Raw genomic sequence first — 16,483 nt, 5'->3', positions numbered from 1 at the left:
GGCCTCAGGCCAGTCGGTAGACCCGCCGGGCGTTGCCCGCCGCGAGCATCGTGGCGACGCGCTGGGCGTCCGCGTGGGACCAGGCGCCCTCCGACACCCACTCGCCGAGCACCCGCGTGAGCGCCGAGCGGAAGGCGCCGGCGGCGACCACGTGGAGCTCGGGCAGCCCCTGGGCGCCGCTGGAGAACAGCAGCTTGCCGAACGGCGCCCGTTCCAGGACCTCGGCGAGGACGGCCGCCGCCCGGGCCCCGGTGTGGGCGAGGACGGGGCCGAGGTCCGCGTACACGTGCGGGTGGGCGACCGTCAGGTGCGCCGCCGCGCGGTGGTGCGGGTAGGCGTGCAGCAGGACGAGGTCGGCGCCGAGCCCCGTCGTGGCGGCGGCGAAGCCGCCGAGGACGGCCGGGTCGCGGGCCCCCGTGTGCAGCTGGAGCGGGCGCCCCGCGGTGACGGCGATCCAGAGGAGATGCCGCAGCAGGACGGGGTCGGTGAGCCGCCCGCCCGCCGGGCGTCCGGCCAGCCAGCGCCCCGCCGCCCCGCGCACCTCCCCCGGTCCCGGTGGCTCGGGCGCCGTCGCGAGCCCTCGGCGTACGCCCTCCACCGAGGTGAAGGCGACGGCGTTCGCGGCGGCCCCGTGGACGGCCTCGGCGAGGTTGGCGAGGAACGCCTCGACGGTCCCCGAGGTGTCGGCGACCTGTTCGGCGAGGGGTTCGAGGCGGACGATCTCGTGGGCCTCGGCGTCGCCCGCGGCGGCGATCTCGGCGGGCCCGGTCAGATCGCCGGGGAGCCCCGTGTCCACCAGGTAGGTGGAGATCCCGGAGGCCCTCAGGAGCCGGCGGCCGGCCTCGACGACGCCGAGTTCGCGACGGCGGGCGAGGTAGCGGGCCGGCGGGCAGTGCGGTTCGAGGCCGAGGAGCGGCGGACACCAGCGCCGTACCGCGAATCCGGTCTGGGTGTCGAAGAAGGTCGTCCCGGCGGCGGGCAGGCCGGGCGGAGCGTCGCCCCGGTCGCCGAGGTGCGCGCCGAGGCGGGTCTCGAAGGTGCCGAGGCCGAGCTCCGTACGGAGCACTCCGTGGCAGTACTGGTCCACCAGGCTCGGCGTGTCGATCATCTCGGGGGGCTCCCTGTGTGGACGTGTCTCCACACGTCCTAACGGGTGAGCCCCGCGCGAGGTTGTTGCCTCAGCTGTTGGAGGGGCCGCCGATCTGGATACCGGCCATCCGGCTCCACTCGTACGGGCCGGTGACGACCTTCGCGGCGAACTCGCCGTCGAACTCGTCGTGGAGCGTCAGACCGGCCTTCTCGGCGGCCTGCTGCGCGATCGGGTACGTGGGGGCCACCAGGTCGCCCCAGCCGCCGTCCGTGCCGACGAGCACGATCCGGGTGCCCGCCTGGCCGATGTGGGCGAGCTGGCCCTCGGCGCCGCCGTGCTCCGCGGAGAACGCCCGGATCTGCTTCGCGAGCCTGGCCGCCCTGCGCTCTTCCTGCTTCGTTTCTGCCATGTCAAGGATGCTACCGAGGGGTAGATCGACTGGCGACGGCCGGGCCACGTGGTCTATCCCACGTGACCCGGCCGTCGGCCGAGCGAATCATCTGAGCGCTTCGCGCCCGCTGGAGGAACTAGCGGAGGAAGGGGTCCACCGCGACCGCCACGAAGAGCAGCGAGACGTAGGTGATGGACCAGTGGAAGAGGCGCATCTCCTTGAGCTTCGCGCCGGTCGCGCCCGCCTTCGCGCGGTTGAGCAGCCCGTGGGCCTCCCACAGCCACCAGCCGCCGGTGATCAGCGCCACGGCCGTGTAGAACCAGCCGGTGTAGCCGAGCGGGGTCAGCAGCAGGGAGACGGCGACCATCACCCAGCTGTAGGCGACGATCTGCTTGGCCACGACCTTGTTGGAGGCGAGGACGGGGAGCATCGGCACGCCGGCGCGGGCGTAGTCGTCCTTGACCTTCATCGAGAGCGGCCAGTAGTGCGGCGGCGTCCAGAAGAAGATGACGAGGAAGAGGATGATCGCGGCCCACGACATCGAGTTCGTCACGGCCGACCAGCCGATGAGCACCGGCAGGCAGCCGGCGATGCCGCCCCAGACGATGTTCTGCGCGGTGCGCCGCTTCAGGATCATCGTGTAGACGACCACGTAGAAGAGGAGCGCCCCGAGCGAGAGCGCGGCGGAGAGCCAGTTGACCAGCAGGCCGAACCAGAGCGTGGAGATCACGGCGAGGCTGAGGCCGAAGACGAGGCCCTCACGCGGCGTGAGTACACCGGTGACCAGCGGGCGCTGGGAGGTGCGGTCCATCAGGGCGTCGATGTCGCGGTCGATGTACATGTTCAGCGCGTTGGCGCCGCCCGCCGACAGGTAGCCGCCGAAGCAGGTGGCGAGCACCAGCCACAGGTTCGGCACGCCCTGTTCGGCGAGGAACATCACCGGAACGGTCGTGATGAGCAGCAGCTCGATGATCCGCGGCTTGGTCAGCGCCACGTATGCCTTGACGCGGGCCCCGAACGGCCGATGGGCCCCCGGGCTGGGAGTCAAGACGACCCCTGCGGGTCGGGACTCGACGGCCGTCACGCACACCCCTGACAGAGAAATTCCCAGCAAGCTCCCCTGATGAAGACGGGGTGAAGCTTGCGCGTACCACGCCACTGTAGACGTTGCCCAGACGCCGATCTTCGCGGGGGTGGGGTCGTGTTGGAGGGGTGTGTCCCAAGGCGTGGACACCGCTCGGGAGGCGAACCGACACGGCCACCGGCAGTCTTGCTGTGTCCGCTCATTTGAGGGGCCCGCACACGAAAAGAGGGGGCCCTGTCGGGGGTAGGCTCGACACCGCCGGTACACCCTCAGTCACCGGCTTCAGAACATGTGGAGAGGAGCCCTGACCCAGGGTGAGCACTAAGCCGACCACCACAGACCTCGAGTGGACCGAATTGGACCAGCGGGCTGTCGATACCGCCCGCATCCTGGCCGCGGACGCCGTACAGAAGGTCGGCAACGGCCATCCCGGTACGGCGATGAGCCTGGCGCCCGCCGCGTACACCCTCTTCCAGAAGGTGATGCGGCACGACCCGGCCGACCCCGAGTGGGTCGGGCGCGACCGGTTCGTCCTCTCCGCGGGCCACTCGTCCCTGACCCTCTACACCCAGCTGTACCTGGGTGGCTTCGGTCTTGAGCTGGACGACCTGAAGGCCTTCCGGACCTGGGGTTCGAAGACCCCCGGTCACCCGGAGTACGGCCACACGGCCGCCGTCGAGACGACCACCGGCCCGCTGGGCCAGGGTGTCGCCAACGCCGTGGGCATGGCGATGGCCGCCCGCTTCGAGCGCGGTCTGTTCGACCCGGAGGCGGCCCCCGGCACCTCCCCGTTCGACCACCGCATCTACGCGATCGCCGGTGACGGCTGCCTCCAGGAGGGCATCTCCGCCGAGGCGTCCTCGCTCGCCGGTCACCAGAAGCTCGGCAACCTGATCCTGCTGTGGGACGACAACCACATCTCGATCGAGGGCGACACCGAGACGGCCGTGTCCGAGGACACGATGAAGCGGTACGAGGCGTACGGCTGGCACGTCCAGCGCGTCGAGTCGAAGGCCAACGGCGACCTGGACCCGGCGGCGCTGTACGCGGCGGTCAGGGCCGCCGAGGCCGAGACCGAGCGTCCGTCGTTCATCGCGATGCGCTCGATCATCGCCTGGCCCGCGCCGAACGCGCAGAACACCGAGGCCTCGCACGGCTCGGCGCTCGGCGACGAGGAGATCGCGGCCACCAAGCGCGTCCTGGGCTTCGACCCGGAGCAGACCTTCGAGGTCACCGACGAGGTCATCACGCACACCCGTTCGCTCGGCGACCGGGGCCGTGAGGCGCGTGCCGCGTGGGAGAAGTCCCTCGCGGAGTGGCGCACGGCCAACCCGGAGCGGGCGGCGGAGTTCGACCGCATCCAGGCGAACGAGCTGCCGGCCGGCTGGGAGGAGAAGCTCCCCGTCTTCGAGCCGGGCAAGGGTGTCGCCACCCGCGCGGCCTCGGGCAAGGTCCTCCAGGCGCTCGGCGCGATCATCCCGGAGCTGTGGGGCGGCTCGGCCGACCTGGCCGGCTCGAACAACACGACGATCGACAAGACCTCGTCGTTCCTGCCCGAGGGCAACCCGCTGCCGGAGGCCGACAAGTACGGCCGCACGATCCACTTCGGCATCCGCGAGCACTCGATGGCCGCCGAGATGAACGGCATCGCGCTCCACGGCAACACGCGCATCTACGGCGGCACCTTCCTGGTGTTCTCCGACTACATGCGCAACGCGGTGCGTCTGTCGGCCCTGATGCACCTGCCGGTGACGTACGTCTGGACGCACGACTCGATCGGTCTGGGCGAGGACGGCCCGACGCACCAGCCGGTGGAGCACCTCGCCTCGCTGCGCGCGATCCCGGGTCTGAACGTGGTCCGTCCGGCCGACGCCAACGAGACGTCGATCGCCTGGCGCGAGATCATGAAGCGGCACACCAAGGTCTTCGGCAAGGGTGCCCCGCACGGTCTGGCCCTCACCCGTCAGGGCGTGCCGACCTACGCGCCGAACGAGGACGCGGCCAAGGGCGGCTACGTGCTGTTCGACGCCGACGGTGGCGACGCGCAGCTCGTGCTGATCGCGACCGGTTCCGAGGTCCACCTGGCCGTCGACGCCCGCGAGCAGCTCCAGGCCGCCGGCGTCCCGACCCGGGTGGTCTCGATGCCGTCCGTCGAGTGGTTCGAGGAGCAGGACCAGGCGTACAAGGACTCCGTCCTGCCGCCGTCGGTCAAGGCCCGCGTCGCGGTCGAGGCCGGCATCGGTCTCACCTGGCACCGGTACGTCGGGGACGCCGGCCGGATCGTCTCGCTGGAGCACTTCGGTGCCTCGGCGGACGCGAAGGTCCTCTTCCGCGAGTTCGGGTTCACGCCGGAGGCGATCGTCGCCGCCGCCCGGGAATCTCTCGCCGCCGCCGCGCGCTGACGCCCATACGTACGACTTAATGGAGATGCAATTCTCATGACAGACGCTCTCAAGCGCCTCTCCGACGAAGGCGTCGCGATCTGGCTGGACGACCTCTCGCGCAAGCGGATCACGTCCGGCAACCTGGCCGAGCTCATCGACCAGAGCCACGTGGTCGGCGTGACCACGAACCCGTCGATCTTCCAGAAGGCCATCACCTCGGGTGACGGTTACGAGCAGCAGCTCGCCGACCTCGCCGCCCGCAAGGTGACCGTCGACGAGGCCATCCGCATGATCACGACGGCGGACGTGCGCGACGCCGCCGACATCCTGCGGCCGGTCTTCGAGGCGACCGACGGCCAGGACGGCCGGGTCTCCATCGAGGTCGACCCCCGTCTCGCCCACGAGACGGTCGCCACCATCGCCGAGGCCAAGCAGCTGGCCTGGCTGGTGGACCGCCCCAACACGCTCATCAAGATTCCGGCCACCAAGGCGGGTCTGCCGGCGATCACCGAGGTCATCGGCCTCGGCATCAGCGTCAACGTCACGCTGATCTTCTCGCTGGAGCGCTACCGCGCGGTCATGGACGCCTACCTGGCGGGCCTGGAGAAGGCCCGCGAGCGCGGCCTCGACCTCTCGAAGATCCACTCGGTGGCGTCCTTCTTCGTGTCCCGTGTGGACTCGGAGATCGACAAGCGCCTGGACGGCATCGGCACCGACGAGGCCAAGGCGCTCAAGGGCAAGGCCGCTCTGGCCAACGCCCGCCTGGCCTACGAGGCGTTCGAGGAGGTCTTCTCCTCGGACCGCTGGGCCGCCCTCGACAAGGCGCAGGCCAACAAGCAGCGTCCGCTGTGGGCCTCGACCGGCGTCAAGGACCCGGCGTACAAGGACACGCTGTACGTCGTGGACCTGGTCGCCCCCGGCACGGTCAACACCATGCCGGAAGGCACCCTGGAGGCCACCGCCGACCACGGCGAGGTCACCGGTGACACCGTGCGCGGCACGTACGACCAGTCCCGCGCGGAGCTGGCGGCCATCGCGAAGCTGGGCATCAGCTACGACGAGGTCGTGCAGCTCCTGGAGGACGAGGGCGTCGACAAGTTCGAGGCGTCCTGGAACGACCTGCTCAAGTCCACCGAGGCGGAGCTCGCGCGCCGCGTACCTGCGGAGGCGTAAGCACTTTGAGCGCAGTCGACGGAGCCAACCCGCTCCGTGACGCCGCCGACCGACGGCTCCCGCGTATCGCGGGGCCGTCGGGCCTGGTGATCTTCGGCGTCACGGGCGATTTGTCCCGCAAGAAGCTGATGCCTGCCGTCTACGACCTGGCCAACCGCGGTCTGCTGCCGCCGGGCTTCTCGCTCGTCGGCTTCGCCCGCCGCGAATGGCAGGACGAGGACTTCGCGCAGGAGGTCTACGAGGCGGTCAAGCAGCACGCGCGCACCCCGTTCCGCGAGGAGGTGTGGCAGCAGCTGATCCAGGGCATGCGGTTCGTCCAGGGCGACTTCGACGACGACGAGGCCTTCGAGAAGCTGAAGTCCACCGTCGAGGAGCTGGACAAGGCGCAGGGTACGGGCGGCAACTTCGCCTTCTACCTCTCCGTGCCGCCGAAGTTCTTCCCCCTGGTGGTCCGGCAGCTCAAGAAGCACGGCCTGGCCGACCAGAAGGACGGCTCCTGGCGCCGCGCGGTCATCGAGAAGCCCTTCGGTCACGACCTGACCTCCGCCAAGGAGCTCAACGAGGTCGTCCACGAGGTCTTCCCGCCCGACGCGGTCTTCCGCATCGACCACTACCTCGGCAAGGAGACCGTCCAGAACATCCTGGCGCTCCGCTTCGCCAACACCCTCTTCGAGCCGATCTGGAACAGGTCGTACGTCGACCACGTCCAGATCACCATGGCCGAGGACATCGGCATCGGCGGCCGGGCCGGGTACTACGACGGCATCGGCGCCGCCCGTGACGTCATCCAGAACCACCTGCTCCAGCTGCTGGCGCTGACCGCGATGGAGGAGCCCGCCTCCTTCGACGCCGACGCGCTCGCCGCCGAGAAGACCAAGGTCCTCGGCGCGGTGAAGCTGCCGACGGACCCGGGGAAGACCACGGTCCGGGGGCAGTACGCGGCCGGGTGGCAGGGCGGCGAGAAGGCCGTCGGCTACCTCCAGGAAGACGGCATCGACCCCCAGTCGAAGACCGACACCTACGCGGCCGTGAAGCTGGAGATCGACAACCGCCGCTGGGCGGGCGTCCCCTTCTACCTCCGTACGGGCAAGCGCCTGGGCCGCCGCGTCACCGAGATCGCGGTCGTCTTCCAGCGCGCCCCGCACTCCCCCTTCGACCACACCGCGACCGAGGAGCTCGGCCGCAACGCCATCGTGATCCGGGTCCAGCCGGACGAGGGCGTGACGGTGCGGTTCGGCTCCAAGGTGCCCGGCACCCAGATGGAGATCCGGGACGTGTCGATGGACTTCGCCTACGGCGAGTCCTTCACGGAGTCCAGCCCCGAGGCGTACGAGCGGCTCATCCTCGACGTCCTGCTCGGCGACTCGAACCTCTTCCCGCGCGTGGAGGAGGTCGAGCTGTCCTGGAAGATCCTCGACCCGATCGAGCAGTTCTGGGACACGCACGGCACGCCCGCGCAGTACCAGTCCGGGACCTGGGGTCCGGTCGAGGCGGACGAGATGCTCGCACGAGACGGACGGAGCTGGCGCCGGCCATGAAGACCGACCTGACGGACACCACGTCCTCCAAGATCAACAAGGCGCTGGTGCTCGGGCGGCGGGCGATCGGCACCCCGGCCGTCGGCATGGTGCTCACCCTCGTCATCGTCACCGACGAGGAGAACGCCTACGACGCGCTGAAGGCGGCCAACGAGGCGTCCCGCGAGCACCCCTCGCGGACCCTCGTCGTCATCAAGCGGGTCTCGCGCTCCCCGCGGGACCGCGCCAAGGCGCGGCTCGACGCCGAGGTCCGCCTCGGCGCCGACGCCAGCACCGGCGAAACGGTTGTGCTCCGGCTGTACGGCGAGGTCGTCGACCACGCCCAGTCGGTGGTGCTGCCGCTGCTCCTCCCGGACGCCCCCGTCGTCGTCTGGTGGCCGGTGAACGCGCCGACCGACCCGGCGAACGACCCGCTGGGCGCGCTCGCCCAGCGCCGGGTGACCGACACGTACGCCGCCGAGCAGCCCATCCAGGAGCTGACGGCGCGGGCGGACACGTACACCCCGGGCGACACGGACCTCTCGTGGACCCGGATCACCCCGTGGCGCTCGATGCTCGCCGCCGCGCTCGACCAGGTCGCGTGCGAGGTCACCTCGGCCGAGGTCGAGGGCGAGGAGTTCAACCCGAGCGTCGAGCTGCTCGCGATGTGGCTCGCCGAGCGGCTGAAGGTGCCGGTGCGGCGCGCGAAGTCGACCGGGCCGGGGCTCACCTCCGTACGGATGGAGACCAGCTCCGGGCCGATCGTGCTGGACCGGCCGGACGGCTCGCTCGCGACGCTCTCCATCCAGGGGCAGCCGGACCGCGGCGTGGCGCTCAAGCGCCGGGACACGGCCGAGCTGATCGCGGAGGAGCTGCGCCGGCTCGACCCGGACGACACCTACGCGACGGCGCTCAAGTTCGGTCTTGAGCGGCTCGACGAGGAGGCGGCGACCGTCGCTCCCGTGCCTGTCGACGAGCCCGTCGCCGAGGCGGCCGTGGTCGTGGAGTCGGCCCCGGCCCCCGCGAAGCCCGCCGCGAAGAAGGCTCCGGCCAAGAAGGCGGCGGCCAAGTGAGCACTCCTCAGCTGGTCGTCCACCGCGACAAGGAGCTGATGGCGCAGGCCGCCGCGGCCCGGCTGATCACCCGGATCGTGGACGCCCAGGCCACCCGCGGCTCCGCCTCGGTCGTACTGACCGGCGGGCGCAACGGCAACGGCCTGCTCGCGGCGCTGGGTTCGGCGCCCGCGCGGGACGCGGTCGACTGGTCGCGGCTCGACCTGTGGTGGGGCGACGAGCGTTTCCTGCCGGAGGGCGATCCCGAGCGGAACGTCACCCAGGCCCGTGAGGCGCTGCTCGACCGGGTGCCTCTCGACCCGGCGCGGGTGCACGCGATGCCGGCTTCGGACGGTCCGTACGGCAGCGATGTCGACGCCGCCGCCGCCGCGTACGCGGCGGAGCTGGCCGCCGCCGCGGGTCCCGGTGACCATGGCGGGGTGCCGACCTTCGACGTGCTGATGCTGGGCGTCGGCCCGGACACGCATGTGGCGTCGCTCTTCCCGGAGCTGCCGGCGGTCCGCGAGACCGAGCGGACGGTGGTCGGGGTGCACGGCGCTCCCAAGCCGCCGCCGGTCCGGGTCTCGCTGACGCTTCCGGCGATCAGGGCGGCCAAGGAGGTCTGGCTGCTCGCGGCCGGCGAGGACAAGGCGAAGGCCGCGGCGATCGCGCTGTCCGGTGCGGGCGAGGTGCAGGCCCCGGCGGCGGGCGCCTACGGCCGCTCGCGCACGCTGTGGCTGCTCGACGCGGCGGCCGCCTCGGAGCTGCCGCGGAGCCTGTATCCGCCGGCTTCGGCCTGATTCCACGACCTGGAGGCCCGGTTCACCTCCCCCTGGACTTCGTCCGGCGGGAGGTGGATCGGGCCTCCGGCGTCGGTACGGGCTCCAGGAAGGGCGCGAGGAGGTCCGGTACGGCCTCGGCGGCGAAGGTCAGGCCCTGGCTCTCGCCCGCGTCGTGGATGTCGTAGGCGCCCTCGCCGGCCGCCGTCGTGGCGGTCAGCGTGAGGACGCCCGCGCGGCGCTGGAAATACGACTGCTTGACGGTCCAGCCGATGACGCCGGAGCGCTGGAGGGCGACCGTGGCGCGCCGGACCGTGCCCGAACGGGTCACCAGATAGGCGCCGCTGACGCCGTGTCCGAGACTGCGGTACGCGTCGAGGGCGAGGAGCACGGCGAGCGGGGTGAGGACGACGACGCAGCCCGCCGCCACGTACAGCAGGACCGGGGTGAGGAGCAGCCCGAGGACGGCGAGGAGGGCGGCCGGGGCGGCGACGGACCAGAGGGCCCAGCGCAGCCGGCGGGTGCGGGCGGCGCGGGGATGGGCGGCGAGCGGCGCCCCGGTGGGCGGTTCCGGCTCGCGCAGGACCTGGGCGGCGACGCGGTCGGCCGTCTCCCGGGGCGCGGCCGGCAGCAGGGTCTTGAGGTCGGCGTGCTTGTCCCCGTCGTCCTTGGCGAGGCCGGTGGCGACGGCGTCGACCCGGGCGGCCCCGACCAGGCGTACGCCCAGCGGCTCGACGACCTCGATCCCGCGCAGCCGGCGCTCCTCGATGGAGACGGAGCGGGCGGTGAGGAGGCCGCGGCGGACGCGGAGGGTGCCGCCGGGCTCGCGCTCCAGGCGGTGGTTCCACCACATCTCGACCCACAGCCCGAGGGAGCCGACGGCACCGACGACGGTGGCGATGAGGATCAGGTCGACGATCATCCAGGTGAGGGAGACGTCCCGGAAGCGGTCCCCTATCCAGCCGATGACCTCGGCCTGGGCGCCGAACCACTCGCTGACCTGCATGACGGCCCCGGCCGCCGCGCCGCCGAGGGCCGGGGCGAGGAAGGAGACCGGGGCGTAGCGGATCCAGCGCGGGTCGACGGTGGCGAGGGCGCCCTCGTCGGGAACGCCGGCGGGGTCGGTGGTGGTGCGGGCGAGGAGGTCGTGGCGGAGGCGCTCGCCCTCGGCGCGGGTGACCAGGTCGAGTTCGAGCGTGGACTCGCTGCCGCCGGTGCTCTCTCCGGTGCCGATGCGGACCTTGACGAGCCCGAGGACGCGCTGGAGGGGGTTGGCGGTGAGGTCGACGCTGCGGATGCGCTCACGGGCCAGGGAGCGGCGTTTGATCAGCAGGAGCCCGGTGTGGAGTTCGACCCGCTCGGGGCCGATCCGGTAGCGGGTACGGCGCAAGCGGACGTAGTCGACGAGGGTGCCGCCGAGGACGAGGAGGAAGGCTCCGGCGAGGACCCAGGAGAGGGCCTGCCACAGCGGCCTGGATCCGGCGAGGCCGACCAACGTGGGCAGTCCGGCGCCGCCCGCCACGCCGCACAGGACGGCGGCGGTGGCCAGGAGCATGCGCCGCTCCAGGCGCCGCCACTCCTCGTCGTGGCCTTCCCCGCCGGGTACTCCCCCGACGGGCCCCTCCTCGCTCATGTGGCGTCCCCGGGGGTGGCCTGGGTGAGGGCCGTGAGCCGCTCGCCGAGCTCGGCGGCGAGCTCGTGGTCGAGGCCCTCGATCCGGAGCGCGCCCTTCGAGGAGGCGGTGGTCACCGTGACGGTGCCGAGCCGGAAGAGCTGCTCCAGCGGGCCTCGTACGGTGTCGACCGTCTGGATCCGGGACATCGGGGCGATCCGCCACTCCTGCCACAGGGCCCCGGTGCGGACGTAGACGGCCTCGTCGGTCACCTCCCAGCGGTGCACCCGGAACCACCAGGCGGGGAAGAACGCGGCGCAGGCGAGGCCGAGGGCCGCGACGGTCCCGGCCGCGAGCAGCAGCCAGAACCGGGCGGGCCCGATGAGCGCGCCGAGGACGGCGAGGACCACCACCGGCACGGCGGTGGTCACCAGGAGCTGGCTCCGCCACCAGGCGACGGCCCGCTCGTCGACGGCGTTCCTGGGCGGCCGCAGCCGCACCGCGTTCTCCCCCGTCATGCGATCAGCCCCGGTCGCGCAGCGCGCGGTAGGCCGAGACGAGCCCGGCGGTCGAGCTGTCGAGGTGCTCGCCGCCCTCGCCCTCCGTCAGGACCGGCTCGATCTTCCTGGCGAGGACCTTGCCGAGTTCGACGCCCCACTGGTCGAAGGAGTCGATGTTCCAGATCGCGCCCTGGACGAAGACCTTGTGCTCGTAGAGCGCGATCAGCTGGCCGAGGACGGACGGGGTGAGCGCGTCGGCGAGGATCGTGGTGGTCGGGTGGTTGCCCTGGAAGGTCTTGTGCGGGACGAGCTCCTCGGGGACGCCCTCGGCCCGTACCTCCTCGGGCGTCTTGCCGAAGGCGAGCGCCTGGGTCTGGGCGAAGAAGTTGGCCATCAGCAGGTCGTGCTGGGCGACGAGGCCGGGGAGCAGGTCGGCGACGGGCCGGGCGAAGCCGATGAAGTCGGCCGGGATGACCTTGGTGCCCTGGTGGATCAACTGGTAGTAGGCGTGCTGCCCGTTGGTGCCGGGGGTGCCCCAGACGACGGGGCCGGTCTGCCAGTCGACCGGGTTGCCCTCGCGGTCCACCGACTTGCCGTTGGACTCCATGTCGAGCTGCTGGAGGTAGGCGGTGAACTTGGAGAGGTAGTGGGAGTACGGCAGGACGGCGTGCGACTGCGCGTCGAAGAACGCGCCGTACCAGACGCCGAGGAGGCCGAGCAGCAGCGGCGCGTTCTCCTCGGGCGGGGCCGTGCGGAAGTGCTCGTCGACGAGGTGGAAGCCGTCGAGCATCTCGCGGAAGCGCTCCGGGCCGATGGCGATCATCAGGGAGAGGCCGATGGCGGAGTCGTAGGAGTAGCGGCCGCCGACCCAGTCCCAGAACTCGAACATGTTCGTGGTGTCGATGCCGAACTCGGCGACCTTCTCGGCGTTGGTCGAGAGGGCCACGAAGTGCTTGGCGACGGCCTCCTGGCCGGCGCCGAGGCCGCCGAGGAGCCAGTCGCGCGCGGAGGTGGCGTTGGTGATCGTCTCGATGGTGGTGAAGGTCTTCGAGGCGACGATGAACAGCGTCTCGGCGGGGTCGAGGTCGCGGACGGCCTCGTGGAGGTCGGCGCCGTCCACGTTGGAGACGAAACGGAGCGTCAGGTCCCGCTGGGTGAAGGAGCGCAGGACCTCGTAGGCCATGGCGGGGCCGAGGTCGGAGCCGCCGATGCCGATGTTCACGATGTTCTTGACCGGCTTGCCGGTGTGGCCGGTCCACTCGCCCGCGCGGACCTTGTCGGAGAACGCGCCCATCGTGTCGAGGACGGCATGGACGCCGGGGACGACGTTCTCCCCGTCGACCTCGATGACGGCCCCGCGCGGGGCGCGCAGCGCGGTGTGGAGGACCGCGCGGTCCTCGGTGGTGTTGATCTTCTCGCCGCGGAACATGGCGTCGCGCAGCTCGGCCACGCCGGTGACGGCGGCGAGTTCGCGCAGCAGGGTCAGCGTCTCGTCGGTGACGAGGTGCTTGGAGTAGTCCAGGTAGAGGTCGCCGACCCGCAGGGTGTGGTCGGTGCCGCGCGCCGGGTCCGCGGCGAAGAGCTCGCGCAGGTGGGTGTCGCCCAGCTGCTCACGGTGCTTGCCGAGGGCCGCCCACTCGGGCAGCCGGTTCAGCCTGGTGCGGCCTTCGTTGTTCATCTCGGACATCGCCCACTTCTTCTCGTATGTCTGCCCCGCTGCCCCTCCAACCTAATTGATCAGGGGGGCCAACGACGCTACGGCGAGCGCGAACAGTGCCGCCGCGAGGAGGGCCGGTGTGTGCGGTCCCCAGCCGGCGGCCGCGGCGCCGCCGAGGAGGGCCCCGAGGGGAGCGCCCGCGACGGCGAGGGTGCGGAAGGCCGCGGCGATGCGGCCGAGCATCCCCTCGGGGGCGCGCTCCTGCATGAGGGTCGTCTGGTTGACGTTCCACACCGTCCCCATGAAGCCGAACACCGCCATGGCGGCGATCGATACCGCGAGGGCGGGGACGGCGCCCATCAGGACCAGGCAGCCCGTCTGGACCGTCCCGGCGAGGGCGACGGCGCGTATCCGTCCGGTCCGCTCGGCGACGCGGCGGGCGAGGAAGCCGCCGATGACGCCGCCCACCGCGTAGGCGGTGAGGGTGGCGGCGTATGCGGCGTTTCCGGCGCTGCCAGCCTGGTGCCCGTCCGTCACGTGGACGACGAGGGTGGCGATGAGGGCGCCCATGCCGATGTTGCAGAGGGTGGTGGCCGTGCAGAGCCACCGCAGGGGCCGGTCCCGGCGGAGCGTGGCGAGCCCTTCGGTCATCTCCTTACGGAGGGTGGACCCGGCCGGGCGGGGCGGTCTCTCGGGTGCCCCGGTCCGCAGGGAGGCGATGAGGAGCGCGGCGAGGACGTAGGTGGCGGCGTCGGCCACGTACGGCACGGCGTCGCCTGCGAGGAGCAGGGCGGGCACCAGGGGCGCGGCGAGGAGGCCGCCCGCGAACTGCTGACCGGTCATCAGGCGGGCGTTGGCCGCGGCGAGGGCCTCGGTGGGGACGAGGGCGGGGAGAAGGGCCGTGGCCGCGTTGTCGAAGAGGGTCTGCAGGGTCGTGAGGGCGAAGGCGAGGACGAGCAGCAGGGCGATCGTGGCGTGTCCGAGCGCGACGGCCACGGCGAACGCGGCCATGAGCGCACCGCGGACGAGGTCGACCGCCCACATGGCCCGTCGCTGGTCGACCCGGTCGGCGACCGCTCCGCCGAGGAGTCCGAAGAGCAGCCAGGGCAGGAAGCCGCAGGCGGTGACGGAGGCGATGAGGAGGGGGTCGTCGGTGAGCGAGGCGGCGAGGAGGGGCAGGGCGGCGGTACGCAGCGAGTCGCCGAACCGGGAGACGACCGCGGCCGTCCACAACCGTCCGAAGCCGCCTCGCCAGTCGGGTACGGCCCTGGCCGCCGCTGTCTCGGTCGCCGTCACGGCGCCCCCCTGCGTCGATGATCCCCTTGCCCGATCGACCGTAGAGGACGCCACTGACAACGCCGGTCCGGCGGGCGTCGGCGGTGTCAGTACCCGCCGCGGTGCAGCCGCCCCTCGTAGCGGGCTTCGAGGAGGGCGTTGCGCTCGTGGCCGCCGGGGATGTTGGCGGAGACGTACACGGGCGGTTCGTGGCCCTCGGCGAGGAGCAGGGCGACGGCTTCGGCGACGGTCATCTGGACGAGGAGCGAGGAGGTGAGGGTGGAGATCCCGCACAGTCCGCCGCCGCCGGGGAGCGGGAGGACGGCGTCGCCGGTGGGGGCGCAGTTGTCGAGGACGGCGTCGGCGAGGTCGGCGAGGCGCTTGCCGCTCGGGTGGAGGGCGGGGACGGCGTGGGTGTGTTCGAGCGAGGTGAGGGCGATCAGCCGGTGTCCGGCCGCGGTGACCTTGAGGGCGAGGTCGACGATCGCGTTGTTGACGCCGGAGTTGGAGATGACGACGAACAGGTCCTGCGGGCGGGGGTCGGCGAGGGCGTAGAGCCGGTCGGCGAGGCCCGGGGAGCGTTCGAGGAGGGGGTCGGCGAGGACGGCGGGGTCCTCGCCGCCGCGCAGGACGAGGTCGGCGAGGGAGATCCGGCTGGTGGGGACGAGGCCGCCGGCCCGGCCCGCGATCTCCAGGGCGGCGGCCTGGGAGTGGCCGGTGCCGAAGGCGTGGATCACCCCGTCGGCGGCGACGCAGTCGGCGAGGAGGCGGGCGGCGAGCGGGACGGTGTCCTCGTTGGCGGCGACGGCGTGGTCGACGGCGCCGCGGGCGTGGTCGGCGAACCGGGCGGCGCCGAGGTCGGGTCGAGGCAGGGCGGCGGACATGACGGAGCCTCCACTGGTTCAGTGAACCCATATCTTCTGATCGACGCGAATCAATGAACCAGTCAGGGTGACGCGCCGTCAAGGGACCCGGCCAGGCGGGCGAGCGCCACCGCGCCCGCCACCCCGTCCGGTACGGGCACGGGGACGAGGCCCCACTCCCGCACCCCCTCCACCAGCCGGCCGAGCAGCGGGCCGCCCGGACCGACGAGCCCGCCCGTCACCACCAGGGGCTCGCCGGGGCGCGGCCCCAGCGCCCGCACGGTGGCGCGGAGTTCGGCTCCCGCCCGGTCCAGGAGCTCCCGCGCCGGGCCGTCCCCGGCCGCCGCCGCGGCGACCACGAGCGGACTCAGCGCCGCGAGCCGGACCGGATGCCCCTCGTACGCGTACCGCACGACGGCCTCCTTGGTGAGCCCGCCGCACACCTCGCCCACCGGCCCGGCGAGCGCGGTCCGCGGCCCGCGGCCGTCCAGGGCGCGCAGCACGGTCCGGACCGCCTCGCGGCCGAGCCAGAAGCCGCTGCCCGCGTCCCCGAGGAGCCAGCCGTCGCCGTCCACGACCCGGAGGGCGCGGCGCCGCTCCACCCGTGCGGCGGCGGCGCCCGTCCCCGCGATCAGGACGAGCCCGTCGGCCGGGGCGCCCGGCCCGGCGGCGAAGGCGACCTCCGCGTCCCCGTACACCTCGACCGCGCCGGGCGCCGCGCCCACCGCGTCGAGGGCCCGCGCGAGGGCCGTCAGGGCGCGCTCCCGCCCCGCGCCCTCTCCCCCGCCGGCGAACCCGGCCACAACGGCCCGGACGCGCCGCCCCCCGCCCTCCGGCAGCGCCTCCCGGAGCGCGTCCGTGAGGTGGCGCGCGAGCGCGGCGGGCGCCACGCTCAGCGCGTTGCCCGGACCACCCGCCCCCTCAGCGAGGGCCGGACCGCCCGCCGCGTCCGCGAGCCGCGCCCTGATCCGCGTACCGCCCGCGTCGATCCCGACCACCCATGAGCGCTCCGCGTGAATACTGGATTCGTCCATCAGTCCGCATGGTGGTTGATAGATTCACCGCACGACAAGACCCGCCACGCGAAGACACGACACGACGGACCG

At 72.4% G+C, this 16,483-nt stretch carries 14 protein-coding genes; 5 read left to right on the top strand and 9 right to left on the bottom strand.

Features of this window, described 5'->3' with window-relative positions; translation table 11 throughout:
- Positions 1 to 4: 4 nt before the first annotated feature.
- From ACZ6K0_RS31110 to ACZ6K0_RS31100, 3 genes are all read right to left on the bottom strand, one after another.
- Positions 5 to 1,108, bottom strand: coding sequence for an amidohydrolase family protein (locus tag ACZ6K0_RS31110; protein ID WP_469228156.1), 1,104 nt, complete (start codon positions 1,106 to 1,108; stop codon positions 5 to 7).
- 70 nt (positions 1,109 to 1,178) lie between these two features.
- A complete protein-coding gene (locus ACZ6K0_RS31105; RefSeq protein WP_376394968.1) occupies positions 1,179 to 1,499 on the bottom strand; it encodes a hypothetical protein in 321 nt (106 codons plus the stop codon).
- A 118-nt stretch (positions 1,500 to 1,617) separates the two neighbouring features.
- The gene (locus ACZ6K0_RS31100) at positions 1,618 to 2,565 is read right to left on the bottom strand and encodes a heme o synthase (RefSeq protein ID WP_376394971.1); all 948 of its coding nucleotides are present in this window, start codon (positions 2,563 to 2,565) and stop codon (positions 1,618 to 1,620) included.
- Between the two features lie 314 nt (positions 2,566 to 2,879).
- On the opposite strand from ACZ6K0_RS31100, the gene tkt reads away from it, so the two are divergent.
- From tkt to pgl, 5 genes are read left to right on the top strand one after another with little or no spacing between them, the layout of a single operon-like run.
- Complete coding sequence (tkt, locus tag ACZ6K0_RS31095; protein ID WP_469228159.1) at positions 2,880 to 4,967, top strand: transketolase; 2,088 nt, start codon at positions 2,880 to 2,882, stop codon at positions 4,965 to 4,967.
- A 36-nt stretch (positions 4,968 to 5,003) separates the two neighbouring features.
- Positions 5,004 to 6,122, top strand: a complete 1,119-nt coding sequence (tal, locus tag ACZ6K0_RS31090) for a transaldolase (protein WP_024757161.1) — start codon at positions 5,004 to 5,006, stop codon at positions 6,120 to 6,122.
- 5 nt (positions 6,123 to 6,127) lie between these two features.
- Positions 6,128 to 7,660 carry a glucose-6-phosphate dehydrogenase gene (gene zwf, locus ACZ6K0_RS31085; protein WP_376394977.1) on the top strand — a complete coding sequence of 511 codons (1,533 nt, stop codon included), beginning with the start codon at positions 6,128 to 6,130 and terminating at the stop codon, positions 7,658 to 7,660.
- Positions 7,657 to 8,712, top strand: coding sequence for a glucose-6-phosphate dehydrogenase assembly protein OpcA (gene opcA / locus ACZ6K0_RS31080; RefSeq protein WP_376394980.1), 1,056 nt, complete (start codon positions 7,657 to 7,659; stop codon positions 8,710 to 8,712). Before zwf ends, opcA begins: the two co-directional genes overlap by 4 nt.
- Positions 8,709 to 9,491, top strand: a complete 783-nt coding sequence (gene pgl / locus ACZ6K0_RS31075; protein ID WP_376394983.1) for a 6-phosphogluconolactonase — start codon at positions 8,709 to 8,711, stop codon at positions 9,489 to 9,491. The genes opcA and pgl overlap by 4 nt, the downstream gene beginning before the upstream one ends.
- 22 nt (positions 9,492 to 9,513) lie before the next feature.
- Here the strand turns inward: pgl and ACZ6K0_RS31070 are convergent, their stop codons facing one another.
- The 6 genes from ACZ6K0_RS31070 to ACZ6K0_RS31045 form a co-directional block, all read right to left on the bottom strand.
- Entirely contained in the window at positions 9,514 to 11,103 is a 1,590-nt protein-coding gene (locus ACZ6K0_RS31070) for a PH domain-containing protein (RefSeq protein WP_469228162.1), read from the bottom strand.
- Positions 11,100 to 11,600 carry a PH domain-containing protein gene (locus ACZ6K0_RS31065; protein ID WP_386295843.1) on the bottom strand — a complete coding sequence of 167 codons (501 nt, stop codon included), beginning with the start codon at positions 11,598 to 11,600 and terminating at the stop codon, positions 11,100 to 11,102. Before ACZ6K0_RS31065 ends, ACZ6K0_RS31070 begins: the two co-directional genes overlap by 4 nt.
- A gap of 4 nt (positions 11,601 to 11,604) precedes the next feature.
- Positions 11,605 to 13,260 (bottom strand): glucose-6-phosphate isomerase, encoded by a 1,656-nt coding sequence (pgi, locus tag ACZ6K0_RS31060; RefSeq protein WP_469228816.1) that lies wholly within the window; start codon positions 13,258 to 13,260, stop codon positions 11,605 to 11,607.
- A 51-nt stretch (positions 13,261 to 13,311) separates the two neighbouring features.
- Positions 13,312 to 14,535: an MFS transporter gene (locus ACZ6K0_RS31055; RefSeq protein WP_469228164.1), complete on the bottom strand. Its 1,224-nt coding sequence runs from the start codon at positions 14,533 to 14,535 to the stop codon at positions 13,312 to 13,314.
- Positions 14,536 to 14,621: 86 nt separating this feature from the next.
- Entirely contained in the window at positions 14,622 to 15,398 is a 777-nt protein-coding gene (locus ACZ6K0_RS31050; RefSeq protein WP_376394995.1) for a sugar isomerase domain-containing protein, read from the bottom strand.
- 62 nt (positions 15,399 to 15,460) lie between these two features.
- The gene (locus tag ACZ6K0_RS31045) at positions 15,461 to 16,411 is read right to left on the bottom strand and encodes an N-acetylglucosamine kinase (protein ID WP_469228166.1); all 951 of its coding nucleotides are present in this window, start codon (positions 16,409 to 16,411) and stop codon (positions 15,461 to 15,463) included.
- Positions 16,412 to 16,483 lie beyond the last annotated feature (72 nt).

Source organism: Streptomyces sp. NPDC042346 (genome assembly GCF_055581845.1).
Note: the sequence above shows the minus strand (reverse complement) of the source record. Positions and strands in the feature narration are given on the sequence as shown.